The organism is Paraburkholderia kirstenboschensis (genome assembly GCF_904848585.1).
In the GTDB taxonomy this organism is placed as follows: Bacteria; Pseudomonadota; Gammaproteobacteria; order Burkholderiales; family Burkholderiaceae; genus Paraburkholderia; species Paraburkholderia kirstenboschensis.
The window spans coordinates 118544-143838 of record NZ_CAJHCR010000004.1 but is presented as its reverse complement, the minus strand read 5'-3'; the positions used below and the strand labels follow the sequence as shown (position 1 = coordinate 143838).

Here is a 25295-nt window from a genome sequence, read left to right as displayed (position 1 = left end):
TCGCAGATGTGATTCAGCCGGCTTCGCCGACTTCCTTCGGGTCGGGCAGATTCGCGCCGCTACCAGGCTTAGGCGGCGCGGGTTCGTTCCTGGTCGATTGCTTTTGTTCGTCGGACAGACGCCGGTCGCCGGCAGTCGGGTCGTTCGGCGTCTGACGCGGCGGCGTTGGGCGGGCGGATTCGCTTGTCATCAGGGGCTCCTTATCGTGATCGGTGAAATTCGCGCTCAGTCAGGCGAGCGCGTGCGGTCGGCGTCGCTTTGCGTGCCCGGCGGCGTGCCGGGTTTCGTGTCGGGGGCGGCGCTCGGTGCGACATCTTCCAGGCGCTGGGTCCCGGATTCCCCGTCGCGCCGCTCGTCCGAGCCGTCGCTGGGAATGTTCTCGGTATGGCCGGGCACCGGTTGCTGCTCGATATGCTCGGTGTTCCTCGTGTCGGGGTCGGACATCGTGCGCCTCCGTAGATGCCTGGTTTCACGTAGTCGATCAGCATCCCGCATGCCGCGTTCTTTGCTTTCGTCGGCATCTTCTGGCTGATGGTGACAAAAGTCGCATGATCGACACAGGGCCATCGACGCCGCGCGGCCCGCGCCGCAGTGGGGGTTGCGCGCCGTCAGAGCCGCCACGGCTCCCATTTCAACCGTCAACGCGTGGCGGGCCGATGCGGTAGAATTCCATTTTGGAATAAGGATCGGAAGATGCACTGGCAGCCTCGGATCGCCCACTTGATGCCCGCCCCGCGTGAGTCTTGCCCCGCGGCGGAGCGTCATGTCCGCCACGCACGATCGTGTAGCTGTATCTGAGCGCCGCGAAGCGACCGACGTGGACATGCCGTCGGTGGCGCTTCGCTACCCAAGAAGATTTCCAAGCATTGCGCCCCACGCGCACCGTCAGCCGGCGCCTCGCCATGAGCGCGCATGACTGACCCACCGAGTCGTCCAAACATGAACGCACCTCAAGTTTTCGATCCGCACGGAGCCGCCGCTGCGGTCGCCGATCCCGAAGCGCGCCTGCGCGAGATTCCCTACAACTACACGTCGTTCTCCGACCGCGAAATCGTCATCCGCCTGCTAGGCGACGACGCATGGGCGGCGCTTGCCGAACTGCGCGCGGAGCGCCGCACCGGCCGCTCGGCGCGCATGCTCTACGAAGTGCTCGGCGACATCTGGGTGGTGCGCCGCAATCCGTATTTGCAGGACGATCTGCTCGACAACCCGAAACGCCGCGCAATGTTGATCGAGGCGTTGCATCACCGTCTGTCCGAGATCGAGAAGCGCCGCCGCGCCGATCTGACTGAACATGGCGATGAAGCGGGCGTAGACCGTGCGGCGCGTGTCGAAACGCTGGTGCAGGCCGCGCGCCGCGCCGTCGACGAGTTCGAAAGCGAATTTCAGAAGACTTACGATCTGCGCCGCCGCGCGACGAAGGTGCTGGGCCGCGTCACCGAAAAAGACAACATCAAGTTCGACGGTTTGTCCCGCGTGTCGCACGTGACCGACGCGACTGACTGGCGTGTCGAGTATCCGTTCGTCGTACTCACGCCCGATACCGAAGCCGAGATTGCCGGCATGATCAAGGCGTGTTTCGAGCTCGGGCTGACGGTGATTCCGCGTGGAGGCGGCACCGGCTACACGGGCGGCGCCGTTCCGCTCACGCCGTTCTCGGCCGTGATCAACACCGAAAAGCTCGAACAGCTCGGCGCGGTGGAAATGACCGAACTGCCGGGCGTCGACCGCAAGGTGCCGACCATTTTCTCGGGCGCAGGCGTGGTCACGCGGCGCGTGACCGAGGCGGCCGAGCAGGCCGGCTTCGTGTTCGCCGTCGATCCGACCTCGCTCGACGCGTCCTGCGTCGGCGGCAACGTCGCGATGAACGCGGGCGGCAAGAAAGCGGTGCTGTGGGGCACGGCGCTCGACAACCTCGCCTGGTGGCGCATGGTCGACCCGGAAGGCAACTGGCTCGAAGTCACGCGTCTGGATCACAATCTCGGCAAGATTCACGATATCGAGGTCGCGCGTTTCGAGCTGAAATGGTTCGACGGCAACCATGCGCCGGGAGAGAAGCTGCTGCGTACCGAGTCGCTCGACATCAAAGGCCGCGTGTTCCGTAAGGAAGGCCTCGGCAAGGACGTCACCGACAAGTTCCTCGCCGGGCTGCCCGGCGTGCAGAAGGAAGGCTGCGACGGTCTCATCACGTCAGCACGCTGGGTGCTGCACAAAATGCCCGCGCATACGCGCACCGTCTGCCTCGAATTCTTCGGCCAGGCGCGCGAGGCGATTCCGAGCATCGTCGAAATCAAGGACTACCTGTTCGAAACGTCGAAGCAGGGCGGCGCGATTCTCGCCGGCCTCGAACACCTCGACGAGCGCTATCTGCGCGCGGTCGGCTATGCGACCAAGAGCAAGCGCAACGCGTTTCCGAAGATGGTGCTGATCGGCGACATCGTCGGCAATGACGCTGACGCGGTCGCGCAAGCCACGTCCGAAGTCGTGCGCATGGCCAACGGCAAGAGCGGTGAAGGCTTCGTCGCGGTGAGCGCCGAGGCGCGCAAGCGCTTCTGGCTCGACCGCAGCCGTACTGCCGCAATCGCAAAGCACACCAACGCGTTCAAGATCAACGAAGACGTGGTGATCCCGCTCGACCGCATGGGCGAGTACACGGACGGCATCGAGCGGATCAACATCGAGTTGTCGATCAAGAACAAGCTGCAACTGGTCGACGCGCTCGAAGCATTCTTCAAGGCAGGCAAGCTGCCGCTCGGCAAGAGCGACGACGCCAATGAAATTCCGAGTGCGGAACTGCTGGAAGACCGCGTTCAACAGGCGCTCGATCTGCTGAAGCGCGTACGCACGCGTTGGGAATTCCTGCGCGACAAGCTCGATCTGTCGTTGCGCGAAGCGCAGCACTATCTGGTCGGTCTGGGTTACGAAGCGCTTGCCGAGAAGTTCGCCGACCGCGTCGACACGCAGTCCGGCGCCACGGTGTTCGACGTCACGCAGGACCGCACCATCCGCGTGTCCTGGAAGCAGGAGATTCGCGCCGAGTTGCGGCTGATCTTCAATGGCGGCGAGTTCGAGCCGATCCTCGACGAAGCGCAGGCGATCCACAAGCAGGTGCTGCGTGGTCGCGTGTTCGTCGCGCTGCATATGCACGCGGGCGACGGCAACGTGCATACGAACCTGCCGGTGAACTCCGATAACTACGAGATGCTGCAGGACGCCCACACTGCGGTCGCGCGCATCATGAAGCTCGCGCGTTCGCTCGACGGCGTGATTTCCGGCGAGCACGGCATCGGCATCACCAAGCTGGAATTCCTGACCGACGACGAAATCGGCGAATTCCGCGCGTACAAAAAGCGCGTCGATCCGCATGGACGCTTCAACGCGGGCAAACTGCTCGAAGGCGCCGATCTGCGCAATGCCTACACGCCGAGCTTCGGCCTGATGGGCTACGAATCGCTGATCATGCAGCAGTCCGACATCGGCGCGATTTCCGAGTCCATCAAAGACTGCCTGCGCTGCGGCAAGTGCAAGCCGGTCTGCGCGACGCACGTGCCGCGCGCGAACCTGCTGTACAGCCCGCGCAACAAGATCCTTGCGACCTCGCTGCTGGTCGAGGCGTTCCTGTACGAAGAGCAGACGCGCCGCGGCGTGTCGATCAAGCACTGGGACGAGTTCAACGACGTCGCCGATCACTGCACCGTGTGTCACAAATGCGTGACGCCGTGTCCGGTGAAGATCGACTTCGGCGACGTGACCATGAACATGCGCAACCTGCTGCGCAAGATGGGCAAGAAGAAGTTCAATCCGGGCAACGCGGCCGGCATGTTCTTCCTCAACGCGACGAATCCGCAGACCATCAACCTCGCGCGTACGGCGATGATGGGTATCGGCTACAAGGCGCAACGCCTCGGCAACGACGTACTGAAGAAGTTCGCGAAGAAACAGACGGCGCACCCGCCCGCAACGGTCGGCAAGCCGCCGGTCACGCAGCAGGTGATCCACTTCATGAACAAGAAGATGCCGGGCAATCTGCCGAAGAAAACCGCGCGCGCGTTGCTCGATATCGAGGACAACAAGATCGTCCCGATCATCCGCAATCCGAAGACGACCACGGCCGACACGGAAGCGGTGTTCTACTTTCCCGGCTGCGGTTCCGAGCGGCTCTTCTCGCAAGTCGGCCTCGCGACGCAGGCCATGTTGTGGGAAGCGGGCGTGCAAACGGTGTTGCCGCCGGGCTACCTGTGCTGCGGCTATCCGCAGCGCGGCTCCGGGCAGTACGACAAGGCCGAGCAGATCGTTACCGACAACCGCGTGCTGTTTCACCGCGTAGCGAATACGCTGAACTATCTCGACATCAAGACCGTGGTGGTGTCGTGCGGCACGTGTTACGACCAGCTCGCCGGTTATGAATTCGACAAGATTTTCCCGGGTTGCCGGATCATCGACATTCATGAGTTCCTGCTGGAAAAAGGCATGAAGCTCGACGGCGTGAACGGCGTGCGTTACATGTACCACGACCCTTGCCACACGCCGATCAAGACGATGGACCCGGTCAAGCTCGTCAACTCGCTGATGGGCTCGGAGAAAGACGGTTACAAGATCGAGAAGAACGATCGCTGCTGCGGTGAGTCGGGCACGCTCGCGGTCACGCGTCCTGACATTTCGACGCAGGTGCGTTTCCGCAAGGAAGAGGAAATCCGCAAGGGCGCTGCGAAATTGCGCGGCATTCCTCTGCTCGCCGAGGCCGGCGCGAACGCAATCAACCCGGCCAATGCATCGGCCGGCACGGCGGGTGCGGCGAACGGCTCGGTGCTGAAGGCCGGCGACGGTCCGCAGCCCAAGGGCGCCACCGACGTGAAGATCCTGACGAGCTGCCCGTCCTGCCTGCAAGGTTTGTCGCGTTACAACGAAGACGCGGGCATCGAGGCCGATTACATCGTTGTCGAAATGGCGCGTCATGTGCTCGGAGAAGACTGGATGGTCGACTACGTGCAGCGGGCGAACAATGGCGGAATCGAGCGCGTGCTGGTTTAATGGCACGACTGACGATTTTTGCCTGAGGACGACGATGGACTGCGTTTTTTGCCGTGAAGATGGCGGCGATGTGCTGTGGCAGGACGACACCTTGCGCGTCGTCCTTGCCGACGAACACGATTACCCGGGCTTTTGCCGCGTGATCTGGAATGAGCATGTGGCGGAGTTCTCGGACCTCGACGCCGCTGGCCGAGATCGTGTGATGAAGGCCGTGTACGCCGTGGAGCGCGCAATGCGGCGCATCCTGCACCCGGCAAAGGTGAATCTCGCGAGCCTCGGCAACCAGGTGCCGCATGTGCACTGGCACGTGATTCCGCGTTTCTCGAACGACGCTCATTTCCCGCTGCCCATCTGGGCGCCGCGTCAGCGCACGGTGTCCGAGGCGATGCTGTCGTCGCGCCGCGCGCAAGCCACCCTGTTGCGCGAAGCGGTGCGGCAGGAAATCGAACAGGCTCTTGGCTGAGCGCCACTAACCATTCCTTCGCGCCGTGCCGTTTCAAGGGCGACCTTCGGTGCGGCGGCGCTTTCTAATGAGGCCATGATGAGCGGATTGACTCCCGATACTCCGGTGCCGACCGGCGTCGTCGTGCATTCGAAGTCGCGCGTGCTCGAACTGCAGTACGCAAGCGGCGAATCGTATCGGCTGCCGTTCGAACTGCTGCGCGTGTATTCGCCGTCGGCGGAAGTGCAGGGCCACGGCCCAGGGCAGGAAACGCTGCAAACCGGCAAGCGCGACGTCACGATCACGATGGTCGAGGGCGTGGGCAACTACGCGATCCAGCCGACGTTCTCCGACGGGCACTCCACCGGCATCTATTCGTGGGACCTGCTCTACGACATGGCGCGGCGCCAGGACGAACTCTGGCGCGCGTATCTCGACAGACTGGCGGCGGCGGGCGTCGACCGCGACGCGCCAATGCCTTCAGCCGGCGCTGCGCACGGTCACCGTCACTGATACGATTCGCCTGACTCGCCGCACTGATGCGGCGCAACATTTCAGAATACGCGAAAGGACAAGCGCGATGAGCAAAACCCACTTCGGCTTTCAATCGGTCGACGAACAGGAAAAAGCGCAGAAGGTGGCGGGTGTGTTCCACTCGGTTGCCGCCAACTACGACTTGATGAACGACCTGATGTCGGGCGGATTGCACCGGGCGTGGAAGATGTTCACGATCGCCCAGGCCAACGTGCGACCGGGCTACAAGGTGCTCGACATCGCGGGCGGCACGGGCGATCTCTCCAAAGCGTTTGCAAAGCAGGCGGGCGAAACGGGCGAAGTCTGGCACACGGACATCAACGAATCCATGCTGCGCGTGGGCCGCGACCGTTTGCTCGACAAAGGCGTGATCACACCGGCGCTGCTCTGCGACGCCGAGAAGATTCCTTTCCCGGACAATTACTTCGACGTTGTGACCGTGGCATTCGGCTTGCGCAATATGACGCACAAGGACGTCGCGTTGGCGGAAATGCGCCGCGTCCTGAAGCCGGCAGGCCGTCTGCTCGTTCTCGAATTCTCGAAGGTATGGGATCCGTTGAAAAAGGCCTACGATGTCTATTCGTTCAAGGTCTTGCCGTGGCTCGGCGAGCGCTTTGCGAAAGACGCGGAAAGCTACCGCTACCTCGCGGAATCGATCCGGATGCATCCGGATCAGGAAACCTTAAAAACAATGATGGAACAAGCCGGCCTTGATGGCGTCAAATATTACAATTTGTCAGCTGGCGTGGTAGCTTTACATGTGGGGACCAAATACTAGGGTTCCTAACCCATCGTTTTTAAAGGAAAGTGCCAAAATGTCCGATTCAGCCGTGTTATCTCCCCGTAAGGTGAAGCGGTCGCTGGCTAGACGAATCGGACTGATCGCGATGGTCGGCCTGATCGTGGTCGGCTCCGTCGCCTCGCTCGATGCGGAAGCTCGCCGCATGGGCGGTGGCCGTAGTTTTGGCCGTCAGTCGAACACCGTTCAGCAACAGGCTGCGCCTTCGCAGCCTTCCCCGTCCAATCCGGGCATGCAGCGCGCGCAACCGGCGCCCGCGCCCGCACCGGCTCCAGCGCCGCAACCTAACCGCTCGCGCTGGCTCGGACCGATCGCGGGTCTGGCAGCCGGTCTCGGTATCGCAGCGCTGCTGTCGCACTTCGGTTTGGGTGGCGCGTTCGCGGGTGCAATGGCCAATATCATCGTGATCGCACTGCTCGCCATGGTCGGCATCTGGTTGATCCGCCGCTTCATGGGCCGCAAGCGCGATACGTCGCAGCCGGCTTACGCGGGGCAGTCGCCGTCGCTGAATTCGGGTGCCACGGGTTACACGCAGGAGCCGCGCTACAGCGCGCCACCTACGGGCTCGTATCTCGAACCGCAGGGCAATCCGCTGACCACGCCGTCCGTCAATGCAACGCCCAGCGTGCCGCCGGGCTTCGATTCCGAAGCGTTCCTGCGTAACGCGAAGGTGTACTTCGTGCGCCTGCAGGCCGCATGGGACGTCGGCAATATCGACGACATCCGCGAATTCACCACGCCGGAAATGTTCGCGGAGATCCGCGTCGACCTCGCGTCGCGCGGCGCCGAAACGAACCAGACGGACGTCGTGCAGCTCAACGCCGATCTGTTGGGCGTCGAGGAACGTGCGAACGAATACTTCGCGAGCGTGCGCTTCTCCGGCCTGATCCGTGAAACGCCGGGTGCGGCGGCGCAGCCGTTCGTCGAAGTGTGGAACCTGTCGAAGGCGAACCGTCCGGGCGAAGGCTGGCTGCTGGCCGGCATCCAGCAACTCGCGCAGCATTGAGATGCCGCGGGCGCGCAGCGCTGTTTGCCCCGCGTTCGCGTACAAGGTTGGCCTGCGGCCGGCCCGCAGTTAGCCGTTCAGCCGAGCAAGCCGCGAAGCGAACGGACGTTACAATAGGAACCCGCGCGAGCACTCGCTCGCGCGGGTTTTTTCTTGCCACTGTCAATGACTCTCGCCGCCAAGCCTTTCGCTGCTGCTGTCAATCATCTGCTCGCCCGCGAATCGTGGGCACGTGAGCGCCTCGCCCCTTATGCGGGCAGGACCGCCAGACTGTCGTCGCCGCCTGTCGTGCTGATGCTGCTGGTGCAGCCCGACGGCTATCTGACCACGGTCGGCGCAAGCGACACACAACAGTTCGACGTCAGCATCTCGGTCCCGTCCGACGCGTTGCCCGCTTTCGTGCAGGGCGGCCAGGCGGCTGTCATGAAACACGTGAAGATTGAAGGCGACGCGGAGTTCGCCACGGTCATCGCCAAACTCGCCGAGCATTTGCGCTGGGAACCGGAGGAGGATCTGGCGAAGCTGATCGGGGACGGCCCCGCGTGGCGGGTTGCGTCGATCGTACGCACGGTCGGTGAGCATGTGCAGCGCACCGGCCGCAATCTGCTCGATACGGCCACCGAATATCTGCTCGACGAGAACCCTCAACTCGTGCGCCGCGCCGCGCTGAAAGACTTCAACGCAGAACTGGCGCAGGCCCGCGACGCGTTGGCGCGAGTCGAAAAACGTATTCAGCGTCTTGAACAGAAGGTCGAAGCCCACGGCGCAGATATGCCGGGCGGCGCCGCCACGTTGCGCGGCACGCGCTAGTCACCGGGCTCAACTATGCGTTTTCTGCGTTTCCTCAAGATTTTTTTCACGGTTATCCGCTTCGGTCTCGACGAGATGATGCTCGGCCGCGTCAACGACCGGCGCGTGCGCATGCTCCTGCGTATCACCACGATCGGCCGCAAGTTCGACGCGCCGCCTGGCGTGCGTTTGCGGCTCGCGCTCGAAAGCCTCGGGCCGATCTTCGTCAAGTTCGGACAGGTGTTGTCGACGCGGCGCGACCTGTTGCCGGTCGATATCGCCAACGAACTCGCGAAGCTTCAGGATCAGGTGCCGCCGTTCGATTCCGCAGTGGCGATAGGGCTCGTCGAGAAGTCGCTAGGCGCACCGGTCGACGTGCTGTTCGACGATTTCGAGCGGGTGCCTGTGGCGAGCGCGTCCATCGCGCAGGTGCACTTCGCGACGGTGAAGGCGGGACAGCATGCCGGCAAGGCCGTCGCCGTCAAGGTGCTGCGTCCGAACATGCTGCCCGTTATCGATTCGGACCTCGCGTTGCTGCGCGACATCGCCGTATGGGCCGAGCGTTTGTGGGCGGACGGCAAGCGTTTGAAGCCGCGCGAGGTGGTCGCAGAATTCGATAAGTACCTGCACGACGAACTCGATCTGATGCGCGAGGCGGCCAACGGCAGCCAGTTGCGCCGTAATTTCGCCGGGCTCGATCTGCTGCTCGTGCCGGAAATGTACTGGGAGTTCTGCACGCCAACCGTGCTCGTGATGGAGCGCATGGTCGGCGTGCCGATCAGCCAGGTGGATACATTGCGGGCGGCGGGCGTGGATATCCCGAAGCTGGCGCGCGAAGGCGTCGAAATCTTCTTCACCCAGGTGTTCCGCGACGGCTTTTTCCACGCGGACATGCACCCGGGCAACATTCAGGTGAGCCTCGATCCGGCGCACTTCGGGCGTTATATCGCGCTCGATTTCGGGATCATCGGGGCGCTGTCGGACTTCGATAAGAACTACCTGGCGCAGAATTTCCTCGCGTTCTTCAAACGCGACTACCACCGCGTCGCGACGCTGCATCTGGAATCGGGCTGGGTGCCGCCGACCACGCGCGTCGAAGAACTCGAAAGCGCCATTCGCGCGGTGTGCGAGCCGTATTTCGACCGCGCGCTGAAGGACATCTCGCTCGGTCAGGTGCTGATGCGTCTGTTTTCTACGTCGCGCCGCTTCAACGTCGAGATTCAGCCGCAACTGGTGCTGTTGCAAAAGACCATGCTCAACGTGGAAGGGCTCGGCCGTTCGCTCGACCCCGAACTGGACCTGTGGAAGACGGCAAAGCCCTATCTCGAGCGCTGGATGAACGAGCAGATCGGCCTGCGCGGCTGGTACGAGCGGCTCAAGATCGAGGCGCCGCAGTGGAGCAAGACGCTGCCGCAGTTGCCTCGGCTGATCCATCATGTGCTGGCCGAGCGCCACAATCACGGCCGGGTCGGGAACGACGACATGATCCGGCAGATTCTGCTCGAACAGAAGCGTACTAACCAGCTGCTGCAGGGCTTGCTGCTGTTCGGCGTGGCGGTCGGTGTCGGCGCGGCGCTTGCGCGGGTGGTCCTCGCGCTGGCCTACGGCAGCTAATGAGTTTGCGAGGCGCGTGATGAGCGACACGACCCAATCCCCGATGCCCGATTTTGAAAACCGCGACCCGAACTCGCCGGCGTTCTGGAACGAGCGGTTCGAGCAGCATTTCATGCCGTGGGACCAGGCCGGTGTGCCGTCCGCGTTTCAGTCGTTTGCGAGCAGGCACGCAAGCGAGGCGGTGCTGATTCCGGGTTGCGGCAGCGCATATGAAGCCGCTTGGCTGGCGGCGAACGGCAGCCCGGTAAGGGCGATTGATTTCTCGCAGGCAGCGGTTGCGGCGGCGCGCGCGCAGTTGGGCGAGCAACACGCAGAACTCGTGGAAGAAGCCGATTTCTTCACCTACGAGCCGCCGTTCAGGCCGGCATGGATCTACGAGCGGGCGTTCCTCTGCGCGTTGCCGCCCGCACGGCGGGTCGACTATGCGCGCCGAATGGCGGAGCTGTTGCCGGCAGGCGCGTTGCTCGCCGGATTCTTTTTTGTCGGCACGACACCGAAAGGGCCGCCGTTCGGCATCGAACGTGGCGAACTGGAAGCGCTGCTGACGCCGTTTTTCGAACTGATCGAAGACGAACCCGTGACCGATTCGATCGCCGTATTTGCCGGGCGCGAGCGCTGGCTGACCTGGCGCCGCCGCGCGTGATCGTGGCGCGAGCGGAATCGACGGCTAAAACGACAAGTGAAAGCGGCTACGGTTTGAGACGCGTCACGCGCTCCGGCGCCGGCGCGGCCCTTGATTTTCCCCGCAGCCGCCCTCATCTGGCGCATCGGCGGCCGCGTCGGGCGCTTATCCCCAAAATGCGGGGAGCGTTACCGTTTGCGGCTATAATTCAAGGCTTTGCAAGCGTTTACAAGATTTCAGTAGGGAAAAGGTCATGCCGATCTACGCTTATCGTTGCGAGTCATGCGGCTTCGGGAAAGACGTGCTTCAGAAGATGAGCGACGCCCAGTTGACGCAATGTCCCGAATGCGGGAAAGACACTTTTAGGAAACAGGTCACGGCCGCGGGCTTCCAGTTGAAGGGCTCCGGCTGGTACGTGACCGACTTCCGCGGCGGCAACAGCGGCGCGAGCGCGCCGGTGAAGGCGGACGCCGACGGTGCGTCCAACGGCAGCTCGGCTGCAACTGCCGCAGCTGCCGCAGCTGCCGGCAACGGCGCGGAGAAATCCGACACGGCCACGAGCAGCAGCGCAGCCGCCACGCCGGCCGCCCCTGCTGCGGCGCCGGCGGCTAGCGCGGGCGCAAGCAGTTCGGGCAGCGCCTAGTGGGACTGCCGCCCTCGCGGGCGGCGCACACGCCGCGCAGCGCTTTCGCGGCGCGGCTTTCTGGCGGTATACATGACGACGAAAAAAACGACACTCAAATCGGTGTTTCTGACTGGCCTGCTGGTGCTGGTGCCTTTGGCCATCACACTGTGGGTGCTCGGTCTGATCATCGGCACGATGGACCAGACGCTGTTGCTGCTGCCGCGCGCATGGCAGCCGGAGCGTGTGTTCGGCTTCCGCCTGCCAGGTCTCGGCGCGGTGCTGACACTGGCGTTCATCTTTGTCGTCGGGCTGTTGACCCAGAACTTCGTTGGGCAGAAGCTCGTGAAGTGGTGGGAAGTCGTGGTCGCGCACATTCCCGTGGTCGGACCGATCTACACGAGCGTCAAGCAGGTGTCCGACACGCTGCTGTCGAGCAGCGGCAACGCGTTTCGCAAGGCGCTTCTGATCGAATATCCGCGCCGTGGCTCCTATACGATCGCGTTTCTTACCGGTATCCCGGGCGGCGATGTGATCAATCACCTGAAAGAAGATCACGTCAGCGTATACGTGCCGACTACACCGAACCCAACGTCCGGCTTCTTTCTGATGGTGCCGAAGAGCGAAGTGATCGAGCTCGACATGACCGTCGACGCCGCACTCAAGTACATCGTCTCGATGGGCGTGGTGGCGCCGTCCGCGCCGCCGGCGCCGGTGCGTCGCACGACAGTCGAGCCTCCGCTGTAATGCCGGCGCGCAATGTTTCACGCAGTGTTCAGCTGCGGCGCGCCGTTCAACCAATGCAAAACGAAAGTCAAACATCATGTCGATGAGATCTGAATACTGCGGTCTGGTGACCGAAGAACTGCTGGGCCAAACCGTCTCGCTGTGCGGCTGGGTAAGCCGCCGCCGCGACCATGGCGGCGTTATCTTCATCGACCTGCGCGACCGCGAAGGCCTCGTCCAGGTCGTCTGCGACCCGGACCGCGCGGAGATGTTCAAGGCCGCCGAAGACGTGCGCAACGAATTCTGTCTGCAAATCAAGGGCGTGGTGCGCAGCCGTCCGGAAGGCACGACGAACGCCGCGCTGAAAAGCGGCAAGATCGAAGTGCTGTGTCACGAGCTGATCGTGCTGAACGCGTCGGTCACGCCGCCGTTCCAGCTCGACGACGACAATCTGTCGGAAACCACGCGTCTCACGCATCGCGTGCTGGACCTGCGCCGTCCGCAGATGCAGCACAATCTGCGTCTGCGCTACCGTGTCGCGATCGAAGTGCGCAAGTATCTGGACGCGCAGGGCTTCGTCGACATCGAAACGCCGATGCTCACCAAGAGCACGCCGGAAGGCGCGCGCGACTACCTGGTACCGTCGCGTACCAACCCCGGCCAGTTCTTCGCGCTGCCGCAATCGCCGCAGCTCTTCAAGCAGCTTCTGATGGTGGCGAACTTCGATCGCTACTACCAGATCGTCAAGTGCTTCCGCGACGAAGACCTGCGCGCCGACCGTCAGCCGGAATTCACGCAGATCGACTGCGAAACCTCGTTCCTGTCGGAACAGGAAATTCGCGATCTGTTCGAAGCGATGATCCGCCACGTGTTCAAGGAAACCATCGGCGTCGAGCTGGATGAGAAATTCCCGGTTATGCAGTATTCGGAAGCCATGCGCCGCTTCGGTTCGGACAAGCCGGACCTGCGCGTAAAGCTTGAGTTCACCGACCTGACCGACGCGGTCAAAGACGTCGACTTCAAGGTGTTCAGCACGCCTGCCAACACGAAAGACGGCCGCGTCGCGGCGATCCGCGTGCCGAAGGGCGGCGAGCTCTCGCGTGGCGACATCGACAGCTACACGGAATTCGTGCGCATCTACGGTGCGAAGGGTCTCGCGTGGATCAAGGTCAACGAAGTGGCGAAGGGCCGTGACGGCCTGCAAAGCCCGATCGTCAAGAACCTGCACGACGAAGCGGTCAAGGCGATCATCGAGCGCACCGGCGCGCAAGACGGCGACATCATCTTCTTCGCGGCGGACCGCGCGAAGGTGGTGAACGACAGCCTCGGCGCGCTGCGCCTGAAGATCGGCCACTCCGAATTCGGCAAGGCAAACGGTCTCGTCCAGTCCGGCTGGAAGCCGCTGTGGGTGGTCGACTTCCCGATGTTCGAATACGACGAGGAAGACAACCGCTACGTCGCCGCGCATCACCCGTTCACGAGCCCGAAAGACGAGCACCTCGAGTATCTGGAATCGGACCCGGCGCGCTGCCTCGCAAAGGCTTATGACATGGTGCTGAACGGCTGGGAAATCGGCGGCGGCTCGGTGCGTATTCATCGTGAAGAAGTGCAGAGCAAGGTGTTCCGCGCGCTGAAGATCAACGCGGAAGAAGCACAAGCCAAGTTCGGCTTCCTGCTCGACGCGCTGCAATACGGCGCGCCTCCGCACGGCGGCATCGCGTTCGGTCTGGACCGCATCGTCACGATGATGGCCGGCGCCGATTCGATCCGCGACGTGATCGCGTTCCCCAAGACGCAGCGCGCGCAAGACTTGCTCACGCAAGCGCCGAGCGAAGTGGACGAGCGCCAGTTGCGCGAGTTGCACATCCGCTTGCGTACGCCTGAACCCAAGGCGTGATCCAGGCAACCCGCGGCTGCCTGTGAACGGCAACGCGGGCTAGCATAGGCAACGTCGAGCAAGATCCGCTTGATGAAAAAGCAAAACGGGAAAGGCGCATTACGCGCCTTTTTTGCTTTTTGCGTTACAGTCCATGCAACAGCTTCCGCTCGCTCATTGGACTACTCGCCGACATGTACCGCGCAAGCGTTGCGCCCAGTTTTCACGCCATGCCGAAACCGCCGAAGATCCCGCAGTCCGTACTCGTCGTCATTCATACGCCCTCGCTCGACGTGCTGTTGATCGAACGCGCCGATATTCCTGGTTTCTGGCAATCGGTGACTGGTTCCAAGGACCGGCTCGATGAGCCGCTCGCCGAAACGGCGATCCGCGAAGTGGCCGAAGAGACGGGCATCGTGATCGGCAGCGCACTGGTGCCTGAGAGCGCCTTGTTCGACTGGCAATACTCGATCGAGTACGAGATCTATCCACAGTTCCTGCATCGTTACGGCGAAGGCGTGATCCACAACACCGAGCATTGGTTCAGCGTACAAGTGCCCGAGCAACTCGAAGTGACATTAGCGCCGCGCGAACACACCGCGTTTCTCTGGCTGCCGTATGCAGAGGCGGCGTCGCGCTGCTTCTCTTCGTCGAATGCGGATGCGATTCTGCAATTGCCCAAGCGGCTGCGCGAGCGTTCGGAGTGTCGCGGATGAGCGTCGGCGGCGCACGCCGTTTCGCCCGCCTGCGGCAATCGCTGCTCGGCCGCCGCTATTGGCAGCGCTACCGCTTCACGAGCGGCAACGACGTCAAACTGCTGCGCTCGGGCGGCGAGTACTTCAGCGCGCTGATCGATCGCGTCGATGCCGCCGAGCGCGACGTCGTTCTCGAAACCTACATCTTCTGCTACGACGCCGCCGGCCAGGCGGTCAGCGCCGCGTTGCTGCGAGCGGCGGCGCGCGGCGTGCGCGTGCGAGTGATTACCGACGGCATCGGCACTGCGCGCCTGCCGATGTTCGAAGAGTGGGTCAGCGCGGGCATCGAGCATCGGATCTACAACCCGCACATCTTCGGGCGCTTCGGCTTTTCGCGCACGCATCGCAAGCTCGCCGTGATCGACGATCAATTCGGGTACTGCGGCGGCATCAACATCGTCGACGATTACGACAACGACGGCGAAAAGCTGCCCTATCGGCGCTGGGATTTCGCGGTCGAATTGCACGGGCCGGTGGTCAACGACATCCGCGAGGCTTTCGAAGTGCAGTGGCGCCGGATTCGCGTCGGGCATCGATCGCTGGAATCATTGGAGCCGGATCTCGCTCCGAAGACGGCAGCGTCGCTCGGCAGCCTCCGACGTCGCCGCCGGCGCCGCAACGAGGAGTTGTGGGCGGGCGGCGAGCCCTGCGTGGCGTTCGTCGCGCGCGACAACCTGATCAATCGCCGGGCGATCGAAAAGGCGTATCTGACGGCGATCGGGCAGGCTCGCCACGAGGTGCTGCTGGCGAACCCTTACTTCATGCCGGGCCGCAAGCTCCGGCGCGCGCTGGTGTACGCGGCGCGGCGCGGCGTGGTGGTGAAGCTGATCGTCGGGCGCAAGGAGTTCAAGGCGCTCGATTACGCCGTGCCGTTTCTCTATCGCGCGTTGCTTAGAGCAGGGGTGCAGATCGCCGAGTACGAGAAAACCCTGCTGCACGGCAAGGTCGCGGTGGTCGACTCGAACTGGGCGACCGTGGGTTCGTCGAATCTCGACGCGCTGAGCCTGATGCTCAATAACGAAGCCAATGTCGTGCTGGTGAACGATCCGTCGATCGACGCGCTTCGCGAAGCGATTCTCGTCGCCTTCAAGGAGGCACGGCGCATCGACGAAGCGCACTATGACGCTCGCCCGGCCGGCGAGCGCCTGCTCAACTGGCTCGCCTACACGACCTACCGGGCCGTGATGAAGCTGCTGACGGTGGGCGGCTACGATTGAAGGGCGGAGTCGATGGCCGACCGATCCTGGCGCACGCGCTCATCGCCGACGCAGCGCCGACACAGCGCCGACACAGCGCCCACACAGCGCCGATGCAATGCCGATGCAATGCCGACACAGCGCCGACCCCGCGCCCGGCCCTTCCTGATGGCGGCCTTTCTACGGCATCATGCCGGCCTTACGGCGAAAACTGCAACGGAAGCAGCATCGAAACGGACGTCCCTCTTGAGCAACAATTGCCTCAAGGCGAACCCCTCTAAAAAATCAGCTTCCTCCGATTGCCAGATGCCGCAGAATTGAAACCTGGTTAGAAACCGGTTTCTAATAAAGTCCTTGTTTCGCGGACGGCGCCACTCAATAATAGTACGGCCGTTCGATTTTCATTTCGGTCACATTAGAACGGTAAAAGCTATGCGAAAAGGCGAACAGACGCGCGCCGCAATTCTCGATGCAGCACTTGATCTCGCAAGCCGCGACGGACTTGAAGGTCTGACGATTGGCCTCCTGGCCGAGCGCATGCAGATGAGCAAAAGCGGTGTGTTTGCGCATTTCGGCTCACGCGAAGACTTGCAGGTTGAAGTGGTGCGCGAATATCACCGTCGTTTTGAAGACGAGGTGTTCTTCCCGAGCCTGCGCGAGCCTCGCGGATTGCCGCGCTTGCGAGCGATGATTTCGCGCTGGATCGAGAAGCGCATTCAGGAAGTCACGACCGGGTGCATCTACATCAGCGGCGCCGTCGAGTACGACGACCGCGCGGATAACCCGGTGCGCGAGCAACTGGTGTCGAGCGTGACGATCTGGCGCGCGGCGCTTACTCGCGCGATTTCGCAGGCGGTGGACGAAGGGCATCTGCGTGCCGACACGGAACCGCAGTTGATGCTCTTCGAACTGTACAGCTTCACGCTCGGCCTGCATCACGACGCGCGCTTCCTGCATCTGCCGGATGCGGTGCGTCTCACGTGGGCCGCGCTGGAAAAATTGATTGTTTCGTATCAGAGCGAAAGCCGTTAGTGCAAACCGCGGAACCTGAACAAGGTTCAGCGGCGAGAAAGCGAACAAGCGAGAGAAAAAGCGGGAGAACTATCCGCGCCACGCACTCGCGCTAACGGCCTGGCTTCTTGTCAAACTTTGGAGAGAGTCATGGGACAGTACGCCGCGCCGCTGCGCGACATGCAATTCGTGTTGCACGAACTGCTTAACGTCGAAGCCGAGATCAAGCAGATGCCGAAGCACGCGGATCTCGACGCGGAGACGATCAACGCCGTGCTCGAAGAGGCCGGCAAGTTCTGCTCCGAAGTGTTGTTCCCGCTCAATCACAGCGGCGACCAGGAAGGCTGCACGTACGTCGGCGACGGCGTCGTCACCACGCCGAAAGGCTTCAAGGAAGCCTATCAGCAGTATGTCGAGGCAGGCTGGCCGGCGCTTGGCTGCGATCCGGAATACGGCGGCCAGGGGCTGCCCGCGTTCGTCAACAACGCGTTGTACGAAATGCTGAACTCGGCGAATCAGGCGTGGACGATGTACCCCGGCCTGTCGCACGGCGCGTACGAATGTCTGCACGCACACGGTACGCCCGAGTTGCAGCAGCGCTATCTGCCGAAGCTGGTCTCGGGCGTGTGGACCGGCACCATGTGTCTGACCGAACCGCATTGCGGCACCGACCTCGGCATTCTGCGCACCAAGGCCGAGCCGAACAGCGACGGTTCGTACTCGATCAGCGGCACAAAGATTTTCATCTCCAGCGGTGAACACGATCTTGCGGAGAACATCGTTCACCTCGTGCTCGCGCGCCTGCCGGATGCGCCCAAGGGCACCAAGGGCATTTCGCTTTTCATCGTGCCGAAGTTCGTTCCGAACGAAGCCGGCGAGCCCGGCGAACGCAATGGCGTGAAGTGCGGCTCCATCGAACACAAGATGGGCATTCACGGCAACGCGACCTGCGTGATCAATCTCGACAACGCGAAGGGCTGGCTCGTCGGTGAGCCGAACAAGGGCTTGAATGCCATGTTCGTGATGATGAACGCCGCGCGTCTTGGCGTCGGCATGCAAAGTCTCGGCCTCACCGAAGTTGCGTATCAGAACTCGCTCACGTACGCGAAAGAACGTCTGCAGATGCGTTCGCTGACCGGCCCGAAGGCACCTGAGAAGGCTGCTGATCCGATCATCGTGCACCCCGACGTGCGCCGCATGCTGCTCACGCAGAAGGCTTATGCCGAAGGCGCTCGCGCGTTTTCGTACTGGTCAGCGCTGCACATCGACAAGGAACTGTCGCACGCCGACGAAGCGGTGCGCAAGGAAGCCGCCGATCTCGTCGCGCTGCTCACGCCGATCCTGAAAGCGTTCCTGTCGGACAACGCGTTCGAAGGCACGAATCACGCCATGCAGATTTACGGCGGCCACGGCTTCATCGCCGAGTGGGGCATGGAGCAGTACGTGCGCGACGCGCGTATCAACATGATCTACGAAGGCACCAACGCGATTCAGGCGCTCGACCTGCTGGGCCGCAAGATTCTCGGCGACATGGGCGCGAAGATGAAGAAGTTCGGCAAGCTCGTGACGGAGTTCGTCGAAGCCGAAGGCATCAAACCGGAGATGCAGGAATTCGTCAACCCGCTCGCCGACATCGGCGAAAAGGTGCAGAAGCTGACCATGGAAATCGGCATGAAGGCCATGCAGAACCCGGACGAAGTCGGCGCCGCTGCCGTGCCGTATTTGCGCACCGTCGGGCATCTCGTGTTCTCGTACTTCTGGGCGCGCATGGCGCGCATCGCGCTGGACAAGGAAGCGTCGGGCGATCCGTTCTACAAGGCGAAGCTCGCCACCGCGCGCTTCTATTTCGCGAAGCTGCTGCCTGAAACCGCCATGACGATCCGTCAGGCGCGCGCAGGTTCGAAGCCGCTCATGGAAGTCGAAGAAGCGCTGTTCTAAGCCATCTCACGGAACGCGTCGCGCTTGTTCGAACAGCGCGACGCGTTCGCCAGCCACACATGTCGCGAACCAGCCGACACATTCGCGACACCGCATAACTCCCCGGAGGAACGACGTGAGCAATCTGATCATTCGCAAGGTAGCCGTGCTCGGCGCCGGCGTGATGGGCGCGCAGATCGCCGCGCACCTGATCAACGCCAAGGTGCCCGTGCTGCTGTTCGACCTGCCCGCCAGGGAAGGCCCGAAGAACGCAATCGCGCTGAAGGCGATCGAGAATCTGAAGAAGCTGTCGCCGGCGCCGTTCGGCGTGAAAGACGACGCGCAATACATCCAGCCCGCGAATTACGACGACGACATCGAAAAGCTCGCCGAATGCGACCTCGTAATCGAAGCAATCGCCGAGCGCATGGACTGGAAGCACGACCTGTACAAGAAGGTGTCGCCGCATATCGCGCCGAACGCGATTTTCGCGACCAACACGTCGGGCCTGTCGATCACCGAACTCTCGCAAGGTTTCGCGGACGAGTTGAAGGCGCGCTTTTGCGGTGTGCACTTTTTCAATCCGCCGCGCTATATGCATCTCGTCGAACTGATTCCGACCGCGACGACGCGCCCGGAAATTCTCGATCAACTGGAAACGTTCCTGACGAGCGTGGTCGGCAAGGGCGTCGTGCGCGCGAAAGACACGCCGAACTTCATCGCGAATCGCGTCGGCATTTTCTCGATTCTCGCCGTCATTACCGAAGCTGCGAAATTCGGCCTGCGTTTCGACGAAGTCGACGATCTGACCGGCTCGCGTCTCGGCCGTGCGAAGTCGGCCACGTTCCGTACCGCCGATGTGGTCGGTCTCGACACGATGGCGCACGTCATCAAGACAATGCAGGACAACCTGAAGGACGATCCGTTCTTCCCCGTCTACGAAACGCCGGCCGTGCTCGCCGAGCTCGTGAAGAAGGGCGCACTCGGTCAGAAGACCGGCGGCGGCTTCTACAGGAAGGAAGGCAAGGCGATCAAGGTGCTCGACCCGAAAACCGGCGAGTACGTGGAGGGCGGCGCGAAGGCGGACGAGCTGGTCGGACGCATCCTGAAGCGCCCGCCGGCCGAGCGCCTCAAACTGCTGCGCGAATCGCAGCATCCGCAGGCTCAGTTCCTGTGGTCGATTTTCCGCGACGTGTTCCACTACATCGGCGTGCATCTGGAATCGATCGCCGATAACGCGCGCGACGTCGATCTGGCAATCCGCTGGGGCTTTGGCTGGAACGAAGGTCCGTTCGAAGGCTGGCAGACGGCGGGCTGGAAGCAGGTCGCCGAATGGGTGCAGGAAGATATCGCGGCGGGCAAGGCGCTTTCTAACGTGCCGCTGCCGTCGTGGGTGCTCGACGGCCCGGTCGCCGGGAAGGGCGGCGTGCATACGAACGAAGGGTCGTGGTCGCCCGCTTCGAAGACTTTCGTGCCGCGCTCATCGCTCGGTGTGTATGACCGGCAGGTGTTCCGCGCGCCGCTCGTCGGCGAAACGGCTGCGGACCCCAAGACCTACGGCAAGACGCTGTTTGAAACCGACGCCGTTCGCGCATGGGTCGACGACCGCGCCGGCGAGAATGACGTGCTGATCGTGTCGTTCAAGAGCAAGATGAACACGATCGGACCGTCGGTGATCGACGGTCTCACGCAGGCAATCGAACTCGCTGAGAAAGAGTACAAAGGTCTCGTCGTATGGCAGCCGACATCGCTGAAGCTCGGCACGCCGGGCGGCCCGTTCTCCGCGGGCGCCAACCTCGAAGAGGCGATGCCCGCGTTCATGATGGGCGGCGCGAAGGGCATCGAGCCGTTCGTGAAGAAATTCCAGCAAGGCATGCTGCGCGTGAAGTATGCGAGCGTGCCGGTCGTTTCCGCGGTGTCGGGCATTGCGCTTGGCGGCGGCTGCGAACTGCTGCTGCATAGCGCGAAGCGGGTGGCGCACATCGAAAGCTATATCGGTCTGGTGGAAGTCGGCGTGGGTCTGGTGCCGGCGGGCGGCGGCTTGAAGGAAGCGGCGCTGCGCGCGGCTGAAGCCGCGACGCAAGTCGGCGCGACCAACGACTTGCTCAAGTTCGTGCAGAAGTCGTTCGAAAACGCGGCGATGGCGAAGGTCTCCGCGTCCGCGCTCGATGCTCGCGCGATGGGTTATCTGAAGCCGTCCGACACGATCGTCTTCAACGTGTTCGAACTGCTCGACGTCGCGAAGAAAGAAGCGCGCGCGCTGGCCGGCGCGGGTTACCGTCCGCCGCTGCGCGTCACGCAGGTGCCTGTCGGCGGACGTTCGGCGATCTCGACGATCAAGGCTTCGCTCGTCAACATGCGCGACGGGCGGTTCATCAGCGAGCACGATTTCCTGATCGCAAGCCGTATCGCGGAAGCCGTGTGCGGCGGCGACGTGGAAGCAGGCAGTTTCGTCGACGAAGAATGGCTGCTGCAACTGGAGCGTCGCGCGTTCGTGGATCTGCTCGGCACGCAGAAGACGCAGGAACGGATCATGGGCATGCTGCAGACCGGCAAGCCGGTGCGGAATTGAGCGACTAGCGCAAATACATTTGCATGGGGCGGGAGTAAGCGCGAAAGCGTCACCGCCGCCCACATCGGAGCTTCAAATGACAAAGCAATTGCAAGACGCATACATCGTCGCCGCGAGCCGTACGCCGATTGGCAAGGCGCCGCGCGGCATGTTCAGGAACACGCGCCCTGACGAACTGCTGGTTCACGCGATCAGATCGGCCGTCGCGCAGGTGCCTGGGCTCGACACCAAGGTGATCGAAGACGCCATCGTCGGCTGCGCGATTCCCGAAGCGGAACAGGGGCTGAACGTCGCGCGGATGGGCGCATTGCTGGCCGGTTTGCCCAATTCGGTCGGCGGCGTCACGGTCAACCGCTTCTGCGCGTCGGGCCTGACCGCGCTGGCTATGGCTGCGGACCGCATTCGCGTGGGCGAATCGGACGCGATGATCGCGGGTGGCTGTGAATCCATGAGCATGGTGCCCATGATGGGCAACAAGCCGTCGCTGTCGCCGCATATCTTCGATCGCAACGAAGACGTCGGCATCGCATACGGCATGGGCCTGACCGCGGAGAAGGTCGCCGAGCGCTGGAAGATCAGCCGCGAAGCGCAAGATGCGTTCTCGGTCGAATCGCATCGCCGCGCCATTGCCGCGCAGCAAGCCGGTGAGTTCAACGACGAGATCGCCGCTTACACGATCACCGAGCGCTTCCCCGATCTGGCCACCGGCGAAGTGCGCGTCAATACGCGTGAAGTCTCGCTCGACGAGGGCCCGCGTGCGGACACCTCGCTCGAAGGTCTCGCGAAGCTGCGCACCGTGTTCGCGAATAAAGGTTCGGTGACGGCGGGCAACAGCTCGCAGACGTCGGACGGCGCGGGCGCGTTGATTGTCGTGTCGGAAAAGATCCTGAAGCAATTCAACCTGACGCCGCTCGCGCGTTTCGTGAGCTTTGCGGTACGCGGCGTGCCGCCGGAAATCATGGGCATCGGGCCGAAGGAAGCGATTCCGGCCGCACTGAAGGCTGCGGGTCTTAAGCAGGACGACATCGACTGGATCGAGTTGAACGAAGCGTTCGCCGCGCAATCGCTCGCGGTGATCCAGGACCTCGGTCTCGATCCGTCGAAGATCAACCCGCTCGGCGGCGCGATCGCACTGGGTCATCCACTCGGCGCGACGGGCGCGATTCGTGCGTCCACGGTCGTGCACGGCCTGCGCCGCCGCAACTACAAGTACGGCATGGTGACGATGTGCGTGGGCACGGGCATGGGCGCAGCCGGCATTATCGAGCGGCTGTGACACAGTCCGCGCCGGTGTTCGCGGCAAGCCGTTAAGGCGCGCAGAACGGTTCGCAGGCTTGCCGCTTGCGAACCGTTTTCGCATTCCAAGCAGCAGTTTTCCAGCAGTTTCCGCAGCAGTCGAGGAGACGAAATGACGACGGATATTCTGGTCGAGCGCGCAAACGGCGTGCTGACAATTGCCTTCAACCGGCCGGACAAGAAGAACGCGATCACGGCCGCGATGTACCAAACAATGGCCGACACGCTGGTGCAGGCGCAAGGCGACGCGTCGGTGCGCGCAATTCTGATTCGCGGCAGCGCGAACATATTCAGCGCCGGCAACGACCTCGAAGACTTCATGAAGTCGCCGCCGATGGGCGAAAACGCGCCGGTGTTCCAGTTCCTGCGAGCCATCAGTTCGGCCGAGAAGCCGGTGGTCGCGTCGGTGGCGGGGCCGGCGGTGGGCATCGGCACGACGCTGCTGCTGCATTGCGATCTCGTCTACGCCGCCGACTCCGCGAGCTTCTCGCTGCCGTTCGCGCAACTCGGGTTGTGCCCGGAAGCGGCGTCGAGCCTGCTGCTGGCGCGCGTGGCCGGCTATCAGGCGGCAGCGGAAAAACTGCTGCTCGGCGAGGCGTTCGACGTCGCCGAGGCACAGCGCATGGGCTTCGTGAACCGCGTACTGCCGGCCGCGGAAGTCGATGCGTTCGCGGCGTCGCAAGCCGCGAAGCTGGCCGCGCTGCCGGCGTCGTCATTGCGGGTGACGAAGAGCCTGATGAAGCGCGCGAGCCAGCAGGAGCTGCAAACGCAGATGTCGGAAGAAGCCGTGCACTTCGGCAAGATGCTGATCGCGCCCGAAGCGCGCGAGGCGTTCAAGGCATTCTTCGAAAAGCGCAAGCCGGACTTCCGGCAATTCGACTGAACCGGCAATTCGACTGAGCGGCGCCGCAGCGGTTGCGGACTGGAGGCCGCTCAGCTTTGTGCCGGCTGCGCCGTGTCGTAATCGACGTAGCTGGTTTCGCGGCAGAAGCTGACGAGCCGCACGCCTGCCTTGCGGGCAATGGCAATCGCTAGCGACGAAGGCGCCGAGATCGTCGCGACCATTGGCACGTCGACCCGCGCGGCTTTGCGCACGAGCTCGTAACTCGCGCGGCTCGACAGGAACACGAAGCCCTCTTTGGTATCCACGCGATCGAGCACGAGTTGGCCGATCAGTTTGTCGAGCGCATTGTGGCGGCCGACGTCTTCGAACGCATAGCGTATCGCGCCCGCCGCGTCGCACCATGCGGCGGCGTGCAAACCGCCCGTGAGGCGGGTGAGCGCCTGATGCTGCGGCAATTCGCGAGCGGCGCGCGCAATCGCGTCCGGTGCGAGCCGCTGCAGAAAGCCGGTGTCGGGCACGCGTTCGGGTTTCAGATCGAGCAAGTCGATGCTTTCGATGCCGCAAACGCCACAGCCGGTGCGGCCGGCCAGCGCACGGCGCTTTTCCTTCAGCGCGACGAACGCCTGCTGCACGACCTGCAATTGCACTTCGGCGTGCGGCAATTCGCCGTCGTCATGTAATTCGACCTCGATGTCCTGAATGTCGCTGCCGCGCCCGACGATCCCTTCCGAGATCGCGAAGCCCACCGCGAAGGCTTCGAGGTCGCGCGGCGTGCACATCATCACCGCATGCGAAATGCCGTTGAAGACGAGCGCGACCGGCCACTCCTGACCGACGTGGTCGGTGACCGTTTCGACCGCCGCACCGCGATGGCGATGCACCTGACGCTCCACCGCGCCTGGCTGGCCGGCTGTTTCCAGTTCGTTCAAGCTGATTCACTCCATTTATGCTGCGCGCACCGTACGGGACTGCGCCGCCGGTGTGCGAATAAGGTTCTAAAATACCTCAAGCCGGGCTTGTGCGTTGCCCGTCAACAATGAGGAACACTGTCATGGGACTCAACGAGGCACCGCTGCTGTTCAACTTCGAGGTGGAGTCGTCAGAGAATTTCACCTACATCCCGATGTCGGTTCGCTTCAATCTCGATCGTTTCGGCCTGCGCATTTCGCTCGCGCAGTGGCAAATGCTGCCGCTCGAAGACCGCAAGCTGCTCGCACGTTTCCCCGTCGAGGACGACGCGGAGATCGAGCCGAACTTCGATCACGCGCTGTTCGAAATGCTGCGCACTCACGCGAACGTCGAGCCGGAGTGGTTCACGCCCGACGAGGCGCCAGCCTGGCGCAACACGGACGGCGTGCCTGAGAGCGTCGTGCGTCAGGCGAAACAGGCAGGCCTGGCGGCGCCGAGTGCCGCGCTGTGGGCGGAGCTCGATCCGTTCAAGCGCTACGTGCTGGCCAAGCTTTCGCGCAAGCAGGAGATCAATCACGACTTCATCCCGGCGATGAAGGAATTCGGAATGGCCGGCTAGGTGCGGCCGGCCAGGCGCGGGCGGCCAGGTGCGACGGGCCAGGTGCAGCAAGCCAGACGCCACCACCCAGCACCACCACCGAAATTTTTTTCACTCCCAACCCTCAACCTGTTCC

At 63.0% G+C, this 25295-nt stretch carries 22 protein-coding genes; 19 read left to right on the top strand and 3 right to left on the bottom strand.

Annotated elements, in window-relative coordinates:
* Positions 1-13: 13 nt before the first annotated feature.
* Positions 14-190, bottom strand: a complete 177-nt coding sequence (locus JMY24_RS13435; protein WP_164853390.1) for a hypothetical protein — start codon at positions 188-190, stop codon at positions 14-16.
* A gap of 35 nt (positions 191-225) precedes the next feature.
* Complete coding sequence (locus JMY24_RS13430) at positions 226-444, bottom strand: MARCKS-like protein (RefSeq protein ID WP_128594246.1); 219 nt, start codon at positions 442-444, stop codon at positions 226-228.
* Positions 445-939: 495 nt separating this feature from the next.
* Here JMY24_RS13430 and JMY24_RS13425 point away from each other — a divergent pair, with 495 nt between their 5' ends.
* The 18 genes from JMY24_RS13425 (at position 940) to JMY24_RS13340 (ending at position 23691) form a co-directional block, all read left to right on the top strand.
* Complete coding sequence (locus JMY24_RS13425) at positions 940-5031, top strand: DUF3683 domain-containing protein (RefSeq protein WP_128594247.1); 4092 nt, start codon at positions 940-942, stop codon at positions 5029-5031.
* 34 nt (positions 5032-5065) lie between these two features.
* Positions 5066-5494, top strand: coding sequence for an HIT family protein (locus tag JMY24_RS13420; protein ID WP_201702232.1), 429 nt, complete (start codon positions 5066-5068; stop codon positions 5492-5494).
* A 78-nt stretch (positions 5495-5572) separates the two neighbouring features.
* Complete coding sequence (locus JMY24_RS13415) at positions 5573-5986, top strand: gamma-butyrobetaine hydroxylase family protein (protein WP_128588258.1); 414 nt, start codon at positions 5573-5575, stop codon at positions 5984-5986.
* A 67-nt stretch (positions 5987-6053) separates the two neighbouring features.
* Positions 6054-6785, top strand: a complete 732-nt coding sequence (ubiE, locus tag JMY24_RS13410; protein WP_020069624.1) for a bifunctional demethylmenaquinone methyltransferase/2-methoxy-6-polyprenyl-1,4-benzoquinol methylase UbiE — start codon at positions 6054-6056, stop codon at positions 6783-6785.
* A 37-nt stretch (positions 6786-6822) separates the two neighbouring features.
* Positions 6823-7812 carry a Tim44 domain-containing protein gene (locus JMY24_RS13405; RefSeq protein ID WP_201702230.1) on the top strand — a complete coding sequence of 330 codons (990 nt, stop codon included), beginning with the start codon at positions 6823-6825 and terminating at the stop codon, positions 7810-7812.
* A gap of 165 nt (positions 7813-7977) precedes the next feature.
* Positions 7978-8622, top strand: coding sequence for a ubiquinone biosynthesis accessory factor UbiJ (locus tag JMY24_RS13400; RefSeq protein WP_128594249.1), 645 nt, complete (start codon positions 7978-7980; stop codon positions 8620-8622).
* 15 nt (positions 8623-8637) lie between these two features.
* Positions 8638-10215 carry a ubiquinone biosynthesis regulatory protein kinase UbiB gene (gene ubiB / locus JMY24_RS13395; RefSeq protein ID WP_201702228.1) on the top strand — a complete coding sequence of 526 codons (1578 nt, stop codon included), beginning with the start codon at positions 8638-8640 and terminating at the stop codon, positions 10213-10215.
* 19 nt (positions 10216-10234) lie between these two features.
* Entirely contained in the window at positions 10235-10858 is a 624-nt protein-coding gene (locus tag JMY24_RS13390) for a methyltransferase domain-containing protein (protein ID WP_201702220.1), read from the top strand.
* A gap of 232 nt (positions 10859-11090) precedes the next feature.
* Positions 11091-11480, top strand: a complete 390-nt coding sequence (locus tag JMY24_RS13385) for an FmdB family zinc ribbon protein (protein WP_201702218.1) — start codon at positions 11091-11093, stop codon at positions 11478-11480.
* A gap of 72 nt (positions 11481-11552) precedes the next feature.
* Positions 11553-12206 (top strand): DUF502 domain-containing protein, encoded by a 654-nt coding sequence (locus JMY24_RS13380; protein ID WP_020069630.1) that lies wholly within the window; start codon positions 11553-11555, stop codon positions 12204-12206.
* Positions 12207-12282: 76 nt separating this feature from the next.
* A complete protein-coding gene (aspS, locus tag JMY24_RS13375) occupies positions 12283-14082 on the top strand; it encodes an aspartate--tRNA ligase (RefSeq protein WP_128591681.1) in 1800 nt (599 codons plus the stop codon).
* A gap of 209 nt (positions 14083-14291) precedes the next feature.
* The gene (gene nudB / locus JMY24_RS13370; protein WP_128594251.1) at positions 14292-14777 is read left to right on the top strand and encodes a dihydroneopterin triphosphate diphosphatase; all 486 of its coding nucleotides are present in this window, start codon (positions 14292-14294) and stop codon (positions 14775-14777) included.
* Positions 14774-16033 carry a cardiolipin synthase ClsB gene (clsB, locus tag JMY24_RS13365; RefSeq protein ID WP_201702216.1) on the top strand — a complete coding sequence of 420 codons (1260 nt, stop codon included), beginning with the start codon at positions 14774-14776 and terminating at the stop codon, positions 16031-16033. The genes nudB and clsB overlap by 4 nt, the downstream gene beginning before the upstream one ends.
* Before the next feature lie 411 nt (positions 16034-16444).
* Complete coding sequence (locus JMY24_RS13360) at positions 16445-17044, top strand: TetR/AcrR family transcriptional regulator (protein ID WP_128589175.1); 600 nt, start codon at positions 16445-16447, stop codon at positions 17042-17044.
* Positions 17045-17173: 129 nt separating this feature from the next.
* Entirely contained in the window at positions 17174-18961 is a 1788-nt protein-coding gene (locus tag JMY24_RS13355; RefSeq protein WP_128594254.1) for an acyl-CoA dehydrogenase C-terminal domain-containing protein, read from the top strand.
* A gap of 115 nt (positions 18962-19076) precedes the next feature.
* A complete protein-coding gene (locus JMY24_RS13350; RefSeq protein WP_128594255.1) occupies positions 19077-21512 on the top strand; it encodes a 3-hydroxyacyl-CoA dehydrogenase/enoyl-CoA hydratase family protein in 2436 nt (811 codons plus the stop codon).
* A 76-nt stretch (positions 21513-21588) separates the two neighbouring features.
* Positions 21589-22788, top strand: a complete 1200-nt coding sequence (locus JMY24_RS13345) for an acetyl-CoA C-acyltransferase (RefSeq protein ID WP_128594256.1) — start codon at positions 21589-21591, stop codon at positions 22786-22788.
* A 132-nt stretch (positions 22789-22920) separates the two neighbouring features.
* Positions 22921-23691, top strand: a complete 771-nt coding sequence (locus JMY24_RS13340; RefSeq protein WP_201702214.1) for an enoyl-CoA hydratase — start codon at positions 22921-22923, stop codon at positions 23689-23691.
* A gap of 50 nt (positions 23692-23741) precedes the next feature.
* On the opposite strand, the gene fdhD is transcribed toward JMY24_RS13340, so the two are convergent.
* Complete coding sequence (gene fdhD / locus JMY24_RS13335) at positions 23742-24581, bottom strand: formate dehydrogenase accessory sulfurtransferase FdhD (protein WP_128589184.1); 840 nt, start codon at positions 24579-24581, stop codon at positions 23742-23744.
* 122 nt (positions 24582-24703) lie between these two features.
* Between fdhD and JMY24_RS13330 the strand changes: the two genes are divergently transcribed.
* Positions 24704-25180 carry a nitrate reductase associated protein gene (locus JMY24_RS13330; RefSeq protein ID WP_128589186.1) on the top strand — a complete coding sequence of 159 codons (477 nt, stop codon included), beginning with the start codon at positions 24704-24706 and terminating at the stop codon, positions 25178-25180.
* Positions 25181-25295 lie beyond the last annotated feature (115 nt).